15 protein-coding genes and 1 tRNA gene are annotated in these 19,275 nt (G+C 43.3%); 10 read left to right on the forward strand and 6 right to left on the reverse strand.

The genetic code is table 11. The features are described from left to right. The first annotated feature begins 349 nt into the window (after positions 1-349). Positions 350-733, forward strand: coding sequence for a DUF1622 domain-containing protein (locus AC2SLO_RS01035; protein WP_486539907.1), 384 nt, complete (start codon positions 350-352; stop codon positions 731-733). A 515-nt stretch (positions 734-1,248) separates the two neighbouring features. Then, positions 1,249-4,089 (forward strand): aconitate hydratase, encoded by a 2,841-nt coding sequence (locus AC2SLO_RS01040; RefSeq protein WP_486539905.1) that lies wholly within the window; start codon positions 1,249-1,251, stop codon positions 4,087-4,089. Between the two features lie 168 nt (positions 4,090-4,257). On the opposite strand, the gene AC2SLO_RS01045 is transcribed toward AC2SLO_RS01040, so the two are convergent. From AC2SLO_RS01045 to hisB, 4 genes are all read right to left on the reverse strand, one after another. After that, the gene (locus tag AC2SLO_RS01045; RefSeq protein WP_486539903.1) at positions 4,258-6,006 is read right to left on the reverse strand and encodes a sulfatase family protein; all 1,749 of its coding nucleotides are present in this window, start codon (positions 6,004-6,006) and stop codon (positions 4,258-4,260) included. Positions 6,007-6,173: 167 nt separating this feature from the next. Further along, on the reverse strand, positions 6,174-6,587 hold the full coding sequence (locus AC2SLO_RS01050) for a PACE efflux transporter (RefSeq protein ID WP_486539901.1): 414 nt from the start codon (positions 6,585-6,587) through the stop codon (positions 6,174-6,176). Positions 6,588-7,741: 1,154 nt separating this feature from the next. Then, positions 7,742-8,377, reverse strand: coding sequence for an imidazole glycerol phosphate synthase subunit HisH (hisH, locus tag AC2SLO_RS01055; protein ID WP_486539899.1), 636 nt, complete (start codon positions 8,375-8,377; stop codon positions 7,742-7,744). Position 8,378: 1 nt separating this feature from the next. Next, positions 8,379-9,005 (reverse strand): imidazoleglycerol-phosphate dehydratase HisB, encoded by a 627-nt coding sequence (gene hisB, locus AC2SLO_RS01060; RefSeq protein ID WP_486539897.1) that lies wholly within the window; start codon positions 9,003-9,005, stop codon positions 8,379-8,381. A 224-nt stretch (positions 9,006-9,229) separates the two neighbouring features. Here hisB and AC2SLO_RS01065 point away from each other — a divergent pair, with 224 nt between their 5' ends. From AC2SLO_RS01065 to AC2SLO_RS01085, 5 genes are all read left to right on the forward strand, one after another. Further along, entirely contained in the window at positions 9,230-9,664 is a 435-nt protein-coding gene (locus AC2SLO_RS01065) for a hypothetical protein (protein WP_486539895.1), read from the forward strand. A 93-nt stretch (positions 9,665-9,757) separates the two neighbouring features. After that, a tRNA-Phe gene (locus AC2SLO_RS01070) sits at positions 9,758-9,833 on the forward strand. Positions 9,834-10,055: 222 nt separating this feature from the next. Continuing rightward, a complete protein-coding gene (locus tag AC2SLO_RS01075; protein WP_486539893.1) occupies positions 10,056-10,556 on the forward strand; it encodes a DUF4385 domain-containing protein in 501 nt (166 codons plus the stop codon). Between the two features lie 44 nt (positions 10,557-10,600). Continuing rightward, positions 10,601-11,299 carry a phosphoglycolate phosphatase gene (locus AC2SLO_RS01080; protein WP_486539891.1) on the forward strand — a complete coding sequence of 233 codons (699 nt, stop codon included), beginning with the start codon at positions 10,601-10,603 and terminating at the stop codon, positions 11,297-11,299. A 93-nt stretch (positions 11,300-11,392) separates the two neighbouring features. After that, positions 11,393-12,001 carry a class I SAM-dependent methyltransferase gene (locus AC2SLO_RS01085; RefSeq protein ID WP_486539889.1) on the forward strand — a complete coding sequence of 203 codons (609 nt, stop codon included), beginning with the start codon at positions 11,393-11,395 and terminating at the stop codon, positions 11,999-12,001. Positions 12,002-12,057: 56 nt separating this feature from the next. Here the strand turns inward: AC2SLO_RS01085 and AC2SLO_RS01090 are convergent, their stop codons facing one another. After that, positions 12,058-13,386: an LptF/LptG family permease gene (locus tag AC2SLO_RS01090; RefSeq protein ID WP_486539887.1), complete on the reverse strand. Its 1,329-nt coding sequence runs from the start codon at positions 13,384-13,386 to the stop codon at positions 12,058-12,060. Next, entirely contained in the window at positions 13,383-14,807 is a 1,425-nt protein-coding gene (locus AC2SLO_RS01095; RefSeq protein WP_486539885.1) for an LptF/LptG family permease, read from the reverse strand. The genes AC2SLO_RS01090 and AC2SLO_RS01095 overlap by 4 nt, the downstream gene beginning before the upstream one ends. Before the next feature lie 653 nt (positions 14,808-15,460). On the opposite strand from AC2SLO_RS01095, the gene AC2SLO_RS01100 reads away from it, so the two are divergent. The 3 genes from AC2SLO_RS01100 (at position 15,461) to sstT (ending at position 19,255) form a co-directional block, all read left to right on the forward strand. Further along, positions 15,461-17,101, forward strand: a complete 1,641-nt coding sequence (locus AC2SLO_RS01100) for a leucyl aminopeptidase (RefSeq protein ID WP_486539883.1) — start codon at positions 15,461-15,463, stop codon at positions 17,099-17,101. Between the two features lie 42 nt (positions 17,102-17,143). Next, on the forward strand, positions 17,144-17,620 hold the full coding sequence (locus tag AC2SLO_RS01105; RefSeq protein WP_486539881.1) for a DNA polymerase III subunit chi: 477 nt from the start codon (positions 17,144-17,146) through the stop codon (positions 17,618-17,620). Between the two features lie 414 nt (positions 17,621-18,034). Then, a complete protein-coding gene (gene sstT / locus AC2SLO_RS01110; protein ID WP_486539879.1) occupies positions 18,035-19,255 on the forward strand; it encodes a serine/threonine transporter SstT in 1,221 nt (406 codons plus the stop codon). Positions 19,256-19,275: the final 20 nt, after the last annotated feature.

Consider the following 19,275-nt stretch of genomic DNA (forward strand, 5'->3'; position numbering starts at 1 on the left):
TATATAAGATTTATTTATCTTAGGAACTCAACAGATGTTGAATAACATACAAGACAGAGATTTCAATCACCATGGATACACAAGTGATTCAAACAAAACTCTACAGATTGCAAACAATTGGGCTTTTATATCAATATAAAGCTACTGAATAGTCAAGACTGATTGTCTATTATGAGCGCTTAACAATAGGTCTAGAGTTTTGGCATTACTGATTCACAGTTATTGCTTTGATGGCTATCAGATTTTAAAGCACTATGGTTAAACTAATAACCATTTAAAATTGCCGCTCGTTTATAATAGCCGCTCGCTTATAGACCTACCTCATCAATGCCGTATCGGGAGACATGTTTTGATAGAAAACCTTGTTGAATCCATTGATTTAATTGCTAAGATTGTTGAATTCGTTGGCGTGATGATTATGTTTTTGGGATTGGTATTGGCCTTTGGTAAAGCGCTTCTCTCAAAACGTAAGTTTAGTCGAGATACCTACTTAGATATTCGACAAGGCGTGGGGAAATCCATCTTACTAGGACTAGAAGTATTGATTGCAGCAGATATTATGGCAACCGTTGTGACCGAACCGACGCTACGCAGTGTGTTGGTATTGGGTCTTATCGTGCTGATTCGTACTTTCTTGAGCTTGTCCTTACAAGTTGAACTAGAAGGCCGCTTTCCTTGGCAGAAAAAAGTCTCTCTTGAGGAGCAGGCTTCAAATACGTCATCGAGTTCGTAAGCCTACCCCAAATAAAAAGACGTCATAAGCCAAATAGAGTATCTTTTATATTACGCCACCTTTTATATCACTAGGCGATACATTAGCTTATCTAAATGTGAGTCAGTGCTATTTGTTACGATTTACCCACGATGAAACCACGTGTTCACCTTAATAAATGGTCAAAATTTTGATATGTTAATAGCAGTGATTTGATGATTTTTGATAAGCTTTGACTGTCATCTAAATCCTAATGATTTTAGTCACAATTTTTGAGCTACTCTTTAATCCCGAATGCTCTGATTATGATGAAAGTTATATTCTCAGAGAAGTTGGGACTTACTCATACAGATGAGTGAAAGTTATCAGCATTTAATGAATGACGCCAACGTGATAAAAATGCAACAAGCCAGAACAAAGACGATGCTTAATAAGCTCAGCCTATAAATAGAGTCCACAGTTGTTATCTATAATGCTGATAATAAAAAAGCCACCTTACTTATAAATAACCATTAATAATAGAGAAGGAAGCCAATATGAGTGATATATTCAACGTAAAAGACAGCTTAACTGTCGCTGGTAAAGAGCACGCTTACTATAGCCTGCCAAAACTTGCTGAAAAATATAACAATATCAATCAACTGCCTTATAGCATGAAGATTGTATTAGAGAATTTACTGCGTAACGAAGATGGCGGCCAATCTGTCGGTGAAAACCACATTGAAGCGGTTGCTAACTGGGATGCTAAAGCAGAGCCATCAAAAGAAATCGCCTTTATGCCAGCACGTGTGGTATTACAGGATTTCACGGGTGTTCCTTCTGTTGTTGACTTAGCGGCAATGCGTGACGCCATTGTGAAATTAGGCGGTGATGCTGAGCAGATCAACCCGTTTATCCCAAGTGAGCTTGTCGTTGACCATTCTGTACAGGTCGATGTCTACGGTCGTGCAGATGCGCTAGATTTAAATAAAAAGATTGAATTTAAGCGTAACAATGAGCGTTATGAGTTTTTGCATTGGGGTAAAAACGCCTTCGAAAACTTCGTTGTTGTGCCACCAGCTACTGGTATTGTTCACCAAGTAAACCTTGAGTATCTAGCCCGTGTTGTGATGGCGAGTGAGCAAAATGGCGAGCTAACCGCGTATCCAGATACCGTATTTGGTACTGACAGTCACACCACTATGATTAACGGTGTTGGCGTATTAGGTTGGGGTGTCGGCGGTATTGAAGCAGAAGCGGCCATGCTTGGTCAGCCATCGTCTATGCTTATTCCACAAGTAGTCGGCTTTGAGTTAACCGGTAAGTTATCAGAGGGCGTTACCGCAACTGACTTAGTATTACGTGTGGTAGAAATGCTACGTGCGCATGGCGTGGTTGGTAAATTCGTTGAATTCTACGGTGAAGGCTTACATCAGCTGCCGCTCGCTGACCGTGCAACGATTGCAAACATGGCACCAGAGTACGGTGCAACTTGTGGTATTTTCCCAATTGACCAAGTTGCCGTTGATTATCTACGTTTATCTGGCCGCAGCGAAGATCAAATTGAATTGGTCGAACAGTATGCTAAAGCACAAGGCTTATGGCATGACAAAGACACCAAAGAAGCGGTTTATTCAAGTAACCTAAAACTAGACCTATCTACTGTTGAACCATCACTTGCGGGTCCAAAACTTCCGCATCAGCGTATTGCTCTGTCAGATATGTATGAAAGCTTCGGTAAAACCTTGACCGAGATGACCAAAGATCGTAAAGCTGAAGTCGTTGGTAAAGTGCGCTTTGATCAAGAAGGTGGTGAACAAGAGCAAGCTGAAGAGCTAGCAGCACAGCCAGATATCGAAGTATCGACCAGTGATGAGGAATCAACCTCAGACAGAAAGCCTGCTGCGAATAGTATTTACTCAACGGTTTGTATTGATGATAAAGAGCATCACTTAAATGATGGTTCGGTAGTTATTGCGGCTATCACCTCGTGTACCAATACCTCAAACCCTGCGGTTATGATCGGCGCTGGTCTGGTTGCTAAAAATGCAGCCGCAAAAGGTCTAAAAGCCAAGCCTTGGGTTAAGACCTCATTAGCACCAGGCTCTAAAGTTGTGACTGACTATCTTGAAAAAACCAACTTGATGGATGAGCTAGAAAAAATCGGCTTCTACCTAGTCGGTTACGGCTGTACCACCTGTATCGGTAACTCAGGTCCGCTACCAGACGTTATTGAAAAAGGTATCGAAGAAAAAGACTTAGTTGTGGCATCTGTGTTATCAGGTAACCGTAACTTTGAAGGTCGTATCCACTCTCATGTCAAAACCAACTATCTTGCCTCTCCGCCATTGGTGGTGGCTTATGCACTAGCCGGTACGGTAGACATCGACTTGACCAAACATCCATTGGGCCAAGATCAAGACGGCAATGATGTGTTCTTAAAAGATATCTGGCCAACCACTGCACAAATTGATGAGCTTATCGCTAAAAATATTAATGCTGAGATGTTCCACAAAAACTACGGTGAAGTATTTAACGGTAGCTCTGAGTGGAATGCTATTAGCTCAGCAGACAGCCAGTTATATCCTTGGAGCGAAGCATCTACTTACATCAAGAACCCACCCTTCTTTGATGGTATGACCATGGATCCAGAAGGTATTCCAGATATCGAAAATGCCCGTATCTTAGGTCTGTTTGGTGATTCAATTACCACTGACCACATCTCACCTGCCGGTAATATCGATGCCAACTCTCCTGCTGGTAAATACTTGCAAGAGCGCGGTGTGATGGAAGAGGACTTTAACAGCTATGGTTCTCGCCGTGGTAATGATGCGGTGATGACGCGTGGTACTTTCGCCAATATCCGTATCAAAAACTTGATGATGGATGGTAAGGAAGGTGGCTATACTTATTACTTCAAAGACGACAAAGCAACCTTACAAGATGGCGAAGAAATGGCTATCTATGATGCGGCGATGAAATATAAGGAAGATGGTCGTACGCTAGTCGTCCTTGGTGGTGAGCAGTATGGTACGGGCTCAAGTCGTGACTGGGCTGCTAAAGGCACTATCTTACTTGGCGTAAAAGCGGTATTAGCCGGTTCATTTGAGCGTATTCACCGCTCAAACCTAGTCGGTATGGGCGTATTGCCATTGACCTTTAAAGAAGGCGAGAGCATCCAGTCGCATAACCTTGATGGATCAGAAGTGCTTAGCATTACCGGCCTAGAGAATGGCGAAAGTAAAACGGCAACCGTTACCGCCACACGTGCCGATGGTAGCACTGAAACCTTCGAGGTGAATGTGATGCTACAAACGCCTAAAGAGCGTGAGTATGTGCGTCATGGCGGTGTTCTACACTATGTACTACGTGAATTGGCGACTGAAAACCAAGCCTAATATAGGTGGTTTAGCGTCAATAGGCTGTTAAATAGCAGTTCATAAAAATACCCGGTCAATAGACCGGGTATTTTTATTGCTCAAATTATTAATCTGCTATATCACTACTTTATATTGAAGAAAATTAAAACGAGCAGACAATATAGCGGAAGTCAGTTGTTTCAGTAACTAATACCAACCGAATTCATGTGCTGTCCATTTGGGTTTATCGAGCGGTAGATGACTGCCATCGTCCTCCCCTTTCACCTCATTATTAATCAAGACATTCAGCTTAGTATTCATCTTAAGTATCAAGTCTTTATACTGTTCAGACTGGGTCGCTAGATTATTCATCTCATCTGGATCACTTTGCAAGTCAAACAGCTCCACATCGTTTAATTCAAATAACTCATCCAAACTCTGTGGTTGATTATGCTGTTTTGGCGAGAAATAACGGCTGAATTTATAGCGGCCATCAAATACACTGCGAATCGCCCCACGCTTATCGAAATCTATCTCAAACTCTGGATCAGCATCGTCATCTTGCGGATTATTTAAATACCTCTGCACGCTGTTGAGTAGGTTGCTATCAAGATAAGCAAACATATTAAAACAGTATAAGCTGCCGCAGCGCACCTCGTTTATGCCCGCCTTTTCACCTAACTTGAGCAGCGGTGATAAGTCTTTACCCGCTAGATTATTAGCAGCTTCAGTACGCTCTCCTGCCCACGCTAGTAATGTTGGTGCAATATCTAAATGAGAGGTCACTGCCTGACATGCTTGACCTTGAGTATCAGGATAATCAGGGTGTGAGATAATGAGTGGTACATGGTTTTGCTCTTGATAAGCGGTTGCCCCTTTACCATGCGTACCATGACCACCGCCAAGCTCACCATGGTCTGAGGTCAGCACTACAATCGTATTATCTGCTAAACCCAAATCTTCTAATTCATCAAGAATACTAACCACCTTCTCATCAGTAGACAGAATGCAATTATGGTAATAATTAAGCAGACGTTGCCAACGCGCATCCTCATTTGGGAAGCCGCCGACCTGCGTATCACGGGCACGCTGATACTCTAAATGCGCTTGAGGACGACCTGCTTTATCAAACGGCTCCTGACGGCTTTTTGGGAGTTCAAGATCCCACTGTCGTTTATAAAAGGGGGTATTGGGCTCACGGCTAAGGCCTATCAAAGGCGTTGGCGTATCTTGAACGTGCTCATCAAGCTCATCGGTGTTATAAAACATCACATCATGCGGGTTGACCAAATTGACTGCCAAAAACCATGGTTTATTTTGCTCGCTAAGCGGATTGCCCTGTACTCTTAACCAGCGGCACGCCTGCGCTGCGATTAAATCATCGTTAATCCAGCCGCCTTGTACCATACCGATGACATCACCGATACCAACGTAATCTTTAAAACCATAGCGCTCAATAATTTTGGTCAGCTCGGGATCAGGCAGCGCCTGCTCGCCCAAATCACCTAAATCGGATAGATGCCACTTGCCTTTGTACGCCGTGTAATAACCGGCATCGCTTAGCATATGCCCTACAGTGCCAACCTCTGGGTCGAGGTCGTTGGTCCATGGAAAATCCAAATTATCAAACATATGCGTCTGCTGAATATGCTTTCCGGTATAAATAACCGAACGTGAGGACGTACAAACCGCTGAGTTAATATGGTGATTGGTGAAGGTGACGCCGCGTTGTCTTAAACGTTCTCTACCAGGCAAGTGAAAGCCATGTGGTAAGGCCGTATCATCAATATAGCGCTCTTGATCGGTTAAGATAAATAGAATGTTATAAGGTGTATTTGTATCAGAAGCTTTGCCTTGCCGTTTACTGGCAGCAGCTAAGCCTTCATTGCGTGACGAGGTGGGTATGCCAAGATTATTGGCAGGCTTGTTATTATTAGAATGATTGACATTGCTCATAGACATAACCTGTATTTATCGATGATAAAACTTAAATCGTGATATACAGAATATACTAAAGCAAATCATTCCATCAGTATGATTAACGAATGTAAACAGCGCGGCTAAACAATATTTGTGTGACTATGCAATTTACGTAACTATGCATAGATTCAGAGCAATAAGCGTTATTCTGGAACAGGGAAAATCTTGTCGTAAGCGATATTATAAAAAAAGGCGTATATCAGATAAAATGCCGCCATGCCAATATCCATAATAAAGGCTTCCCATAGCGTAATATCTAAATACCAAGCAATGATTGGCATAAACATCAGTAACAGTCCGCCCTCAAAGAGTACAGCATGCAACACCCGTATCGCTACCGTCTTCTGGACATTATTACGAAGCTTTAGCATTGCTTTATCGAATAATACGTTATAGAAATAATTCCAGACTGTAGCGACTATTGAAGCAGCAACAGCAATCACACCCATGGTATGCATCTTATAGCCAAACACCCAACTTGCCAGCGGAGCAAAAAGTATGAGCCCGATTATCTCAAAAGCTAGGGCATGGCGAATACGGTCTGCTTTACTTCGCATACAGCCCCTTCCTACCTTGCTGACGCCTTACGTGATAAATGTCCATCAGCCCCTAAACAACGTCGTCCAACGAATCACAATGTACAACACCACCGGCCAAAAGCTGGTATTGATAATATCATGAATGCTGTCCCTTAGATTATCGCCTGTAATATGGGGGTAATTGACCCTTAAGTCCAAATACTCCCCTAATAATGCAAAAAGTATTGCCAACAGTAAGGCCATATTTAAGCGACTGATATGACGCTTAATAATAGATCGAGACAATAACAGAGTGAGTAAAAACACCCCAATACCCACGTAAATATGCAGGGCATCTCTTTCAAGACCCGTGATATTCATGACGTGTAGTTTAAAAGTTTGAAAATCCAATGTAATATCTTTCCGAGGCTGATAGGTGGTAATTAATCAGTCAATAGCTTACTGACATTTTCTCACGCATTTTTGTAGGATATGTACAGAAAATAATACATCAGGTCTGTAAAAAGTGCGATGAAAGTGTGATGAATATTTGATAAAGGTTATGTGAATTCAATGCGTTAGTAACTACGCAAATAACAATGTATTGAAACATTTATAAGCGGCTGGGGATTATTTATTAAACATCTGGCTCTACCTTTCAGATAGTGCAAATAAATAACTACCAGACGCTATACATGTTTATTCTGATTAAGCTCAAAGAATTACCCTTAAGATTCGGCCTGAATGAACAGCTTTGTAAGGAGAAGGCGAAAGCGATACTCGGTCTCGCGAAGCAGGAACGAGGTAAAGCTTGGCGCATCACCTAGTGCAAGCCAAGATAATAGCGTAAAGCGGGAATAGCTTAAAACTATCCAGCGCTTAGCTAAATAGCGATTCACTAAATAGCTGACTATTAAAAGGATCTAAACCTTGGCAATACAAAGACGATTAGAAAACAAGGGATATTGACGTAAATATCATAGGGGGACGGTTCAAACCCTGCAAAAAAAGTATCATACGTCAATAGTGCTAAAAATATAATACGAATGCTCACTGTCGCATACTGCTTGTGTTTGGGCCATGCTGGGAAGGACGAAAATATAAAGATAATTTGTAATATCGCCAATGCAATATATAAATACATTACTTTCATAACCGCATCCCCTTAAAAACCTTAATCAAGGTGATGTAAATCACACCCCCCACTCAACGAAGTTTTTAAGCAGTTGTAAGCCGTCTTTATGGCTTTTTTCGGGATGGAACTGGGTCGCAAACAGGTTGTCTTTGATAACGCTGGCACAAAATGGCTGACCATAATCACAGACAGCAGCGGTCACCGATTTATCTTCAGGGGCGCAGTAATAGCTGTGCACGAAATAAAAATGCGCGTGCTCATCAATACCTTGCCATAGCGGATGAGCTAAATCCATGCCCGATATGGTATTCCAGCCCATGTGCGGGATTTTAATCGTTGCGCCCTGCTCATCTGTCCAGTCGGCATCGAACTTTTTGACTTGCCCCGATAGAATATCGAGACATTGGGTGCGCTCAAACTCTAAAGACTCAGTAAATAAGGCTTGCATACCGACACAAATCGCCATAACGGGCTTGTTAAATACTGCCTCGCATACCGCCTTATCAATACCCTCTTCGCGCATATGCGCCATACAGTCGCGCATCGCACCGACCCCTGGAAAGACAATTTTGTCAGCGGCACGAATGATTTTGGCATCATTGGTGATGGACACCTCTGCGCCGACGGCTGCTAAGGCTTTGCTGGCTGAGTGTAGGTTGCCCATGCCATAGTCGAGTAGTGCAATTTTGGTCATATTACAAAGCTTCTTTGGTTGACGGTAGTGTATTTAAAGCCCTCTCATCATATTCACAGGCCATACGTAGTGCGCGAGCGAAAGCTTTAAAGGTGCTCTCAATCTGGTGGTGACTATTCACCCCTTTTAAGTTGTCCAAATGCACCGTCATCCAAGCATGATTGACAAAACCAAAGAAAAATTCGCTAAATAAATCCACATCAAATTTACCGACATAAGCACGGGTAAACGGGATATCCATGTGTAGACCCGGACGACCTGAGATGTCAACCACCGCACGAGATAATGATTCATCAAGCGGCGCATAAAAATGTCCATAACGGCGAATGCCTTTTTTATCACCCAGCGCTTTAGCAAAAGCTTGACCCAACGTAATCCCTGTATCTTCAACGCTATGATGGTCGTCAATATCGACGTCGCCTTTGCAGGTAATATCGAGATCAAATAATCCATGACGCTTAATTTGGTCAAGCATATGGTCTAAAAAAGGGACACCCGTATCAATGGTGCCTTGGCCGGTGCCGTCAAGATTAACCGTTACGCTAATTTTAGTCTCGGCGGTATCACGGGTAACACTGGCGATACGTGCAGGACGCTCGGCTGGGTTCGGGCTGATTTGAGTAGTCATGGCTAATTGGCTCACTAATAATTGGCTTATTTGTAGAAGTTTATAACAATAAAGTGTCTGTTTTTAACAGCAATGTCATGATAATAGCAAACGTACTGAATTTAAGCCATATTCCTACTATACCCATAAGTAATGTTTGCTAAAATATAGGAATTGGTTTTCCAAAATTACGTTTACACGCCTTGTTGTATCATAAACGCTTATTATTATTTGGGACAGTCTTTATGCCATTAGAAGCCATTGCTATTAATTCTTTTGACGCGCCTATCATGCGTGAAACCACTCATGATGGAGAGCTGCGTGAGCGTATCGCCAAGCTATACACTGCTGAAAATGCCAATCTTGGAGATTTGGCTGATAGCGAGGCGGTCATGGCGCTGTTTAATGCGGCCTTTAAGCGCGGCAATCTGATGTATGTGGGGATGTTTAATGACAAACCCATTGCAGCCGTAGGCTGTTTTGATGACGGTCAAACCGATACCAAGCGTCTACAGTATCTAGCGATGCATCCTGAGAACGTCAATCGTGGTATTGACGCCAAATTCATCAAATTGGTCTATGATAAAGAGGTTCGAAAAGGGGTGCGTCAATTTATGCCCTCTGATGATAATATTCACCGAATTATGAGCGAATACGAACTTATACGAGTTAAATCTTAAAAAAACCGTCTTTTTTCAATTATTTTTGCTTATTTTTAAAAAAGGTGTTGACAGATCTTCGAATATTTAGTTTAATAGCGACCTCATAAAGACGGCTCGATAGCTCAGTTGGTAGAGCAAAGGATTGAAAATCCTTGTGTCGGCAGTTCGATTCTGCCTCGAGCCACCATCTTTATGCTAAATTCTGCTTAACAAGCATAGATAACCCTCAAGCTAAATTAGTTTGGGGGTTTTTTTATACTTAAAATTTCTTACTCAATCTATACTCGCAGCGGTACGGTGGTTACCTATAATAGGTTATATAAAAATGCTAAATAACCTATAAGACGGCGTATTAAACATAAGTCACAAGCTTAAATTGCCCACTATAAGCCATGCAGGAGTATCATGAATGCGAGAGTTCAATTACGACCTCGATTATAAAAATCTTAATTTACGTGAACATCCTGAACTGTATCGGATCGGCCGTGGTGAGCAAGGGGTGTTACTGGTTGAACCTTACAAATCCGAGATTTTACCGCATTGGCGATTTGCCACACCGGATATAGCCACTGAGAGCAGCGATAAAATCTATCAGATGTTTTTGGATTATTTAGACAAGGATGATTTTGTCGGTGCTGATATGGCGCGCAAGTTCTTACAAATGGGCTATACCCGCGCCCGCCGCTACGCCAATCATAAAGGTGGCAAAAAATACAAAGGTCCTGTCCCCGATGACAAGAAAGGTCAAAGCGGCGCACATGGACGTGACGAGCTACCTCGTGACGAGGAAGATCCGGTTAAAGCGGAGTCGGCCCGTATCTTTAAACAAAAGTGGGATTTGTGCCGCGCCAATGACACCTATCTGAAAATGAAGAAAGAACACCGCGAAAAATATAAAGACATCGAATAAAGTCATAGAATCTATTTAACGAACTTAATTTAAGGACTATTACCATGACCAATACGAGTCCTAAACAACTACTCATTTTTGATTTTGATGGTACGTTAATCGATAGCGTTCCTGATTTGGCCGATGCGGTTAATAATATGCTCACCACGTTGGGCAAATCACCGTATCCCGTTGAACAAATACGCAATTGGGTGGGTAATGGATCAAGATTGCTGGTTGAGCGTGCGCTAGTTGGTAATGTAAACGTCGTAGAAGGCCAATTAACCCAAGATGAGGCTGACCATGCCGAACAAGTCTTCTTCGATGCCTACAAGCAAATTAGCGGTAGTAAGACGGTCGCCTACCCGAATGCAGATAGCGGCCTAAAACAGTTAAAGCAAGCTGGATTTACGCTTGCCTTAGTGACCAATAAGCCCATTCGCTTTGTACCAAAGATTCTAGAGAGTTTTGGCTGGCTGGATTTATTCGAGCAAGTACTCGGCGGTGATAGCTTAGCAACCAAAAAGCCTGACCCTGAACCGCTCCTTTATGTCTGCGATAAACTTGGCGTGACTCCTGATAAGGCGGTAATGATTGGCGACTCAAAAAATGATATTTTAGCGGGTCAAAATGCCAAGATGGACACACTTGGGCTGTCTTACGGGTATAATTACGGCCAAGATATTCGCAATCTTAATCCTACCGCTGCTTTTGATGATTTCCAAAGCTTGGTAGATTGGATTATTGAACACGGCTCTAAATAACTGTCTACCTATTATCAATAATAGCTTTATACCCTTTAGGCTTTTTGCTATTACAACCTTATCGTCTTTTCAAATTTAAATTAAGGCATTACCATGACTCACAGACCCCCTGCTGATTTATTAGACAAAGCCAAGCACTGGCGCGAAGATATCGCCTTTACCCAAGACGTGCTTGGTACGCCAATGTATTTCACTACCACCTGGGGGATTTTCTCACCAGAGAAGCTTGATGCCGGCAGTCTAATGCTATTAGATCATGTTGATTTCCAAAGTGATGATGACTCAATCGATTTGGGATGTGGCTATGGCGTGCTTGGCATGACAGCAGCACGCGAATGCCCTCAAGGGCAGCATACGCTGATTGATAAAGACTTTATGGCAGTAGAATATGCGCGCCGTAACTGCGAGAAAAATGGCTTAAGCAATGTTGATGTGCATCTGTCTAATGGCTTTAACCATGTCGACCCCAATAAAGACTTTAGTCTCGTGATGTCGAACTTGCCTGCCAAAGTGGGTAAAGAGCAGCATTATTTATATTTACTAGATGCCTACAGCAAACTGCGTACCGGTGGCCGTTTTTATGTGGTGACAATTAATGGTCTACGCCAGTTTATGAAACGGGCATTTACCGAAGTATTTGGTAATGCCGATAAAGTAAAACAGGGTAAAACCTATACCATTACCCGTGCTATTAAAGAATAAAAGAAGCCCCGTCTTAATTAAGACGGGGCTTCTTTTATTCTAACGCTAAAGGTAAATTAGCCTTGGCGTCTGATCAAATAAAAACCAAATAGCGCACTACCAATGATAGGTAATAACACCATCAATAATGGCGAGAAGCCAGTTGCTAACGCTACAAAACTGGTTAAATCCTGCATGTAGCTAAAGAATAATCCAAATACTAAGGCCACCACGATACGTAATCCTAAGCTGTGCGTACGTAATGAGCCAAATACAAACGAACAGGCAACAATTACCAATGACAAAATGGCAAACGGTGACAATAATTTCTGCCAAAATGCCACTTCGTGCTCTAAAGAGCGTGTGCCTTGCGACGCATTGAAGCGCTTGTGCTCATACAATTGGGTCAGCGACAAGTCTTCTGCACGGCGCGTCAATAGATATACCGAGCTTGGCGATAATGGCAAGGTGATGATGTCACTCTTGATGCCTTGCTGCGTTACTAGCGGCTCATTATTTAGAATAATATTGCTAGACTGCATTGCTCTACTTTGCGGCGCAGGCCCAAGTTGCGATGACCCCTCTGCTACCTCAGTATTAATGGTTGATGCAGCATTGGAAACAGACGCGCGCTCTGCCAATTGCAAAGTGGTGACGTTATTTAATTGCCACTGATGATTGATGCGTGCTGAATCATCGTCTGATGCGTGCTTCTGTGCTGCTGCTATCTGGGTATCCGTACGCGGCAAATAAGTGCCGTCAGTCGCTTTAGAGACTGCTGTTAGGTTGTTATCGCCATCAAGGTGCCAACGTTTAACCGTGCCGATATTACCGTTCGCATCCGCATAATCGATATATAGGATGTTATGGCCGATATTGCCAGAGTCATCGACTCTATCTGGCGCATCTTGCAAGGTCCAATAGCCATTGACTGAGGCCAATAAGGCGGTATCCGGTTTGCGGATTTGACTGGCTTTTAGATTGGTTTGTGGCAACACATATTGGTTAACTAATAAGGCGATAATTACAAAGATAAACGCCGGCTGTAGCACCCATCCCACAATACGATAAATACTAAGACCAGCGGCACGCATCACCACCAGCTCTGAGTTATTCGCAAGCAAACCTAGACCAATAACAGCGCCTAACAAGGCACCAGTCGGGGTAAATTGCTCTAAAAAGTAAGGTGAGCGATAGGCAATGTATTTTAGAGCGTCGACATAGGTGTAAGTATCATTGAACTTTTCTAACTGCTCTAAATAAGCGAAGATTAGCTGCAATCCCCACAAGCCCAATACCGCAAACAGCATGGCCAATAATGCGTTCTTTTTTACATAGCGTGACAGTATTTGACCTGACTTAACACCGGTCGGTGCAGTAGCGTGGTCAGAGCGTTTTTTAATCATGACCGGCCTCCGCTTGTTGTCTCATCATTATTGCCTTTATTTGCTTGTTGTGCCCGCTGCTCTAGGTTAAAGCGAACTCTGTGACGAATACGGCTTGCCCAGTTTAGATACAGTGCTAATAGAACAAAGGCGACGATTGCCAGCGCATTGACCCAGACTGGCATAGTGCCTTTAGCGACTGCGCTTTTTAGCGAGATAATCACCAGTGCACAGCTTGTAAAAATCATAATGGCCGGTAGCAGTCTTAACCAGCGTCCTTGCCTAGGCCTTACTTGTGCTAGCGGTACTGCTAACATCGGGGCAATCAGTATCAGCCATGGCAGTGCCAAGCGATAACCCAGCTCTGCTTGTGCCGGTAGAATCTCTTGCTCTGTTGGCGTCACTGGCGCTGATTCACCACCTTCAGCGGTTTCACTATTCATCACCGGTAATGAGCGCCCAGTGGCCACACGCCATAATACAGGCAGTGTTTGGGTAGTAACATTATCCTCAGTAATCACATCGCTTGGCGGTCTGTCGATACTGATACGATAACGCTCAAAGCTGACCTGATTGTAGACCAAGCTATCGGCACCCACTTGATAGCGGCGACCTTGCAATAAATCTAACTGAGTGCGATTGCTCTCCTCGCTACCCTTAACCTGAATCGCACGCTTCGCCAGTACAATGGTATCGCGGGGTATGTCATCATCTGATCCATTTTGAGATCTTTGCTGCGCCGCCATAGGATTGGCCATAATGGTGGTCATCTCGTCTTCTTGCAGCGGTTTATCTTCACTGTCAGCCTCTGCACTTGCCGGCATATCCTCTGACACCACTCGACTCATCTCTTTCTCAATCGTCTGACCATCAACCGGTGCCTCTATGGTGTCATCAACAGTACTATTGGTGGTACCAGACTCATCGGCAGTCTGAATTAGAATAACGTCTTGTAGCTCCGTTCTATCCTCATTCATAGAACCGACATACAGATGATAATCATCACTGCTAATAAATGACTTCGGACGAATCAAGTCAAAGGCGCTACTAATCGACTGCTGCTGCCAAATATTATCTGAGTTTCTAACGCCCCATGGTTTGCCAAATAAAGACAGACCGGCTTCGGCAACAAACAACGCCAAAATCAGTGGAATGATCAGCCGAGCCAAACGTCCGCGCGAGATACCACTACTATTTAGTACCGCCATTTCATGATCGACATACAGACGACCAAATACCAGCATTAAGCCAATAAAAAAGGACAGCGGTAATACCAACTCTAAAAAGTAGGGTAAATTGTAGCCAATAATGGCAAACAACAGCCCCACATCAAGGCGCCCTTCTGCTGCGATACCGAAATAGCGAATCATGCGTCCGCCTAATAGCAGCACCAGCAAAAACCCCAATACCAATGCGGTGGTTGAGGCGACTTGTCGGGTCATATATCGGCGTAAAATCACAGGCAAACTCAAATTATAAAAGGAGGATGGAATAGGGTTAAATATACGATTATTGTCATTTTAATTAAATCAGCTATCAAAGCGAAGCGTTATCACGGATGAACCTCATTTGATTATCCTGCCATAAATAGCCTTTGTAGAGGCAGTTTACCCCTACCCTACTACGGCCGATTATCATTCCACAACATCAACTTTATGGCAACATAACACTGGCGTATTATAATCGTAAGCATTGTCGTGATGATAGCGATATTCGGTGTAAGATATGGCTGTATATCCTAGCATGATTCTACTTAGCATAGGTTAGCAATGTTGCTACGAGTATCTATATGCTAGACTATGGCCCTTTAATAAGCCGACTTTCGGCCTTTATTAATACTCCCCTAATAACAGGCCCATGCCGTGCTAAATAACTGAGTAAATTGGCGTCTAACTTTTAATTTTTAATTCTTTTATAGCGCCCTACCTATTGTGTTGTTTATTTGCTTAAGATAGGTAAGCTTGCATACGATAAAGAGCTATTGATCGAATACCTAAATAATTGCCATAACAATAAAGACCTGTTTACCCACCGTTTCAATAACCCTTAAATAGCCGGATTAATAAACCGTCATAAATAAAAAAGAGGAATTATCATGAGTTTAACCCTGACAGTTACCAATAGCCTACCAAAACCTACCGCCAAAAAATTACTAAAAAAATCGACGGCTACGAATCTGAAATCACAATGCCTAGCGGTCTTGGTTGATGAAAACGGCCACCTTCTTGGCCCAAATGATGGCACATTAGATGCGTATCTGCCTCGTATTGAAGCCTTAATTGCAGCGGCTGATTTTAAAGGTAAAGCTGGCGATATTACCGCTGACTTCGCCTTAGCAGCAGACAACAAAAAAGCGCCCCTACAATTATTACTAGTGGGCGTAGGCAATACAGACAAACTAAGTAACAGCACCATTCAAAAAATCACCACTGCGTTATACAACGCTGCGCAAAAGCGTGTTAGTGAGCTAACGCTTGCCGTTGGTGACGATTTATCAGACGACGCGCTACATCAGTTTGCACTAGAGCTATTAAACGCAAGCTATCGTTTTGATAAATACAAATCAGAGCAAACCAAGCCAGCATTAACCCAAATAAACATCCTATCTCAGTCTATCAAACAAGCAGATGTGGATTATGCCACTGCGGTTCATAGCGGTCAGTCACTGGCACGTGATGTGGCGAACGAGCCTGGTAACGTTTGTTTCCCAGTTTATATGGCAGAACAAGCCAAAGCACTTGCAGCAACATACCCTGACTTATTAAAAGTGACTGTACTGGGCGAGAAAAAGATGGAAGCGCTGGGTATGAACTGCTTTTTATCTGTGGCACGTGGCTCAGCACGTGAAGGTCAATTGGTCATTATGGAATATCAAGGCAAATCTAACATTGCCAGTGATGTGCCAAGCGTCGGCCTTGCAGACACGCTCGCCAGCAACCTAAAAGTTGTGGCAGAAAAGCTACCAACCAAAGCCAAAACCAAAAAAGCGACCAAAGCCGCTACTAACAACACCGATGATGCGCCTATCGTTTTAGTGGGTAAAGGCGTAACCTTTGATTCAGGCGGTATCTCTATCAAGCCTGGCGCGGCTATGGATGAGATGAAATTTGATATGGGCGGTTCAGCATCTGTATTAGGTACCATTAAAGCCTTATGTGAAGCACGCCTGCCTATCAACGTTGTGGGTGCATTAGCTTGTGCAGAAAACATGCCATCAGGTGAAGCGACTCGTCCTGGCGATATCGTGAAAGCGATGAATGGTAAGAGTGTTGAGATTTTAAACACAGATGCGGAAGGCCGTTTGGTACTGGCCGATACTTTATGTTACGTACAGCGCTACAGTCCACGCGCTATTATTGATGTAGCGACATTAACCGGCGCTTGCGTGATTGCACTGGGTCATGTGCGCTCTGCGGTATTTAGTAACAATGAAGACGTATTATTCGAATTAGAAAACGCCAGTGATCAGTCAGGCGATCTTATCTGGCACATGCCAATGGATGATGAGTATCAAACTCAAATCGACTCGCCAATCGCTGATATCCAAAATATCGGTGGCCGTGCAGCCGGTGCTGTGACCGCTGCTTGCTTCTTATCGCGCTTTATTGAAGAAGGTCAAGCTTGGGCGCATTTAGACATCGCAGGTACCGCTTGGAAGTCAGGTAAAGACAAAGGGGCAACCGGTCGTCCTGTACCACTATTTATGCAGTATCTAAAAAATATGGCTAATCAGTAAATACTGATGCAAATTAGTTTTTACGTTTTGAGTGAGCGCTTTATGACCTCGGTCGCTGCCACTCAAAACGCTCATTCGTCCGATAGTTGTAACACCGCTGCAGCCGTTGATGCTGAGGCGGTGCTTAATTTTGTCTGCAAATTGACCGAAACGGTACTCAAAAAAAGTGACTATAGCTTGGTCGTGGTCGATGATAAGGTTGAGCGCTTAAAGCAGCTTGATACTCGGTTATGGGACTTTAATCCCAGCAGTTTTGTACCTCATAATTTAATTGAGGAGGGACCGATTAGCGCTAATATGTTATCTGCACCGGTGACGTTAATGCCGAGCCTACCTGATAACTTCGATGGCGTGGTTCTGAATTTAGCCGCAGCAGCTTTGCCGTTAAAAAACAACAGCAGCCTACCTGAACGGGTATTGGAAATCATCACTCCAGATGAAATAAGTAAACAACAAGGCCGTGATAAATACCGCATTTATCAGAATTTAGGCTTTGAGCTTATTCACTATTCGATTTAATCATTACGATTATTCTAATTATTTCAAAAACTTAGTCGCTTCTTATCAAAATAATAAGCCAATCTAAGGCATCGTCTATCCGTTAACCTCTCAATAAAGCAGCAAAAACCCTCTGGTCTTTAATTAACCAATCGTTATAGGTCAGGCTAATTTTTACTTATTTCTTGCAGATGAAGTTATCTTTTGTATAATCAAATTATCAAATTGATAGTACGCTAAGGTTTTACCTTATAACTCTTGCCTACCTCCCGCACCATTTCTGCGTTTGAGACCTCTTTTTGACGGCATTGATACGCGTTATCCTATCTTTTTCTATTCCCTTACTCAAAGCAAAGCAGAGGCTCTGCCTGCTTTTGTGTACTTTTTAAATTATTATCGTTACTCATCGTGAGTAACTCATTGCACGGAGTGCTTATGAGAGCCATTATTGACCTGTATCAACGCATCGGATTAGTTCCCCTTATTATTATTGGGCTGGTGCTTGGTGTCTTAATAGGCTGGCTTGTACCCTCAGTCGGTATCGCCTTAGGACTATTAGGTACTTTATTTGTGGGTGCGTTAAAAGCGGTTGCGCCTATCTTAGTATTTATTCTGGTGATGGCAGCCATTAGCCAACATCAAAGCGGCGGCAAGGTTCATGTCAAGCCAGTACTGGTTATGTACGTGTTTGGCACCTTCCTCGCAGCGTTAACGGCTGTGTCAGCCAGCTTTTTATTCCCAACCGAGCTCATCGGTTTAACCACTATCGAAGCGGTTGCAGACCGCGCGCCGCCATCTGGCCTAAAAGAAGTATTGACCACCTTACTCATGAATTTGGTTGATAACCCAGTTAATGCCATCGCTAATGCCAACTATATGGGCATCTTGGCGTGGGCCGTGATTATCGGTTTTGCGCTACGTAAAGCATCTGAATCAACGCGCACCATGGTAGCAGATTTGTCTGACGCCATCTCAAGCGTGGTTCGCTTTGTCATTGCCTTTGCGCCAATTGGTATCTTAGGTCTAGTGGCAAATACTGTTGCCGAAACAGGCTTTGATGCTCTAATGGGTTACGCACGTCTGCTAACTATCTTGGTTGGCTGTATGTTGTTCATCGCTTTAGTGGTGAACCCAATTATTGTGGCCTTTAATATCCGCCGCAATCCATACCCACTAGTATTTAGATGCCTACGTGAATCAGGTATCACTGCCTTCTTCACCCGTTCATCAGCAGCCAACATTCCTGTTAACATGAAACTAGCGGCTGATTTAGGTCTGCATGAAGACACTTATTCGGTAACTCTACCACTAGGCGCGACCATCAATATGGCCGGTGCTGCGATTACCATTAACGTGCTGACTTTAGCGGCAGCACATACCTTAGGTGTGCCCGTCGACTTCGGTTCAGCATTACTGCTCAGTGTGGTAGCGACAGTCGCTGCTTGTGGTGCGTCTGGTGTAGCAGGTGGTTCATTGCTATTGATTCCACTGGCTTGTAGCTTGTTTAATATTCCGAATGATATGGCGATGCAAGTGGTTGCTATCGGCTTTATTATTGGTGTGGTACAGGATTCTGCAGAAACAGCGCTTAACTCGTCAACTGACGTGTTATTCACTGCAGCGGCAGATCCAGTGATGAAAAATCAACCTGCTTAAGCCATTGTTAAGCCGTAGAC

Source organism: Psychrobacter sp. CX14 (assembly GCF_057396205.2).

What these genes read in the sequence shown, in the direction of transcription:
- AC2SLO_RS01100 (WP_486539883.1), top strand. Translation starts at nt 15,461, where the DNA reads ATGAGTTTAACCCTGACAGTTACCAATAGCCTACCAAAACCTACCGCC.
- AC2SLO_RS01075 (WP_486539893.1), top strand. Translation starts at nt 10,056, where the DNA reads ATGCGAGAGTTCAATTACGACCTCGATTATAAAAATCTTAATTTACGT.
- AC2SLO_RS01065 (WP_486539895.1), top strand. Translation starts at nt 9,230, where the DNA reads ATGCCATTAGAAGCCATTGCTATTAATTCTTTTGACGCGCCTATCATG.
- AC2SLO_RS01045 (WP_486539903.1), bottom strand. Translation starts at nt 6,006, where the DNA reads ATGAGCAATGTCAATCATTCTAATAATAACAAGCCTGCCAATAATCTT.
- AC2SLO_RS01050 (WP_486539901.1), bottom strand. Translation starts at nt 6,587, where the DNA reads ATGCGAAGTAAAGCAGACCGTATTCGCCATGCCCTAGCTTTTGAGATA.
- hisB (WP_486539897.1), bottom strand. Translation starts at nt 9,005, where the DNA reads ATGACTACTCAAATCAGCCCGAACCCAGCCGAGCGTCCTGCACGTATC.
- AC2SLO_RS01090 (WP_486539887.1), bottom strand. Translation starts at nt 13,386, where the DNA reads ATGATTAAAAAACGCTCTGACCACGCTACTGCACCGACCGGTGTTAAG.
- hisH (WP_486539899.1), bottom strand. Translation starts at nt 8,377, where the DNA reads ATGACCAAAATTGCACTACTCGACTATGGCATGGGCAACCTACACTCA.
- AC2SLO_RS01095 (WP_486539885.1), bottom strand. Translation starts at nt 14,807, where the DNA reads ATGACCCGACAAGTCGCCTCAACCACCGCATTGGTATTGGGGTTTTTG.
- AC2SLO_RS01105 (WP_486539881.1), top strand. Translation starts at nt 17,144, where the DNA reads ATGACCTCGGTCGCTGCCACTCAAAACGCTCATTCGTCCGATAGTTGT.
- AC2SLO_RS01080 (WP_486539891.1), top strand. Translation starts at nt 10,601, where the DNA reads ATGACCAATACGAGTCCTAAACAACTACTCATTTTTGATTTTGATGGT.
- sstT (WP_486539879.1), top strand. Translation starts at nt 18,035, where the DNA reads ATGAGAGCCATTATTGACCTGTATCAACGCATCGGATTAGTTCCCCTT.
- AC2SLO_RS01040 (WP_486539905.1), top strand. Translation starts at nt 1,249, where the DNA reads ATGAGTGATATATTCAACGTAAAAGACAGCTTAACTGTCGCTGGTAAA.
- AC2SLO_RS01085 (WP_486539889.1), top strand. Translation starts at nt 11,393, where the DNA reads ATGACTCACAGACCCCCTGCTGATTTATTAGACAAAGCCAAGCACTGG.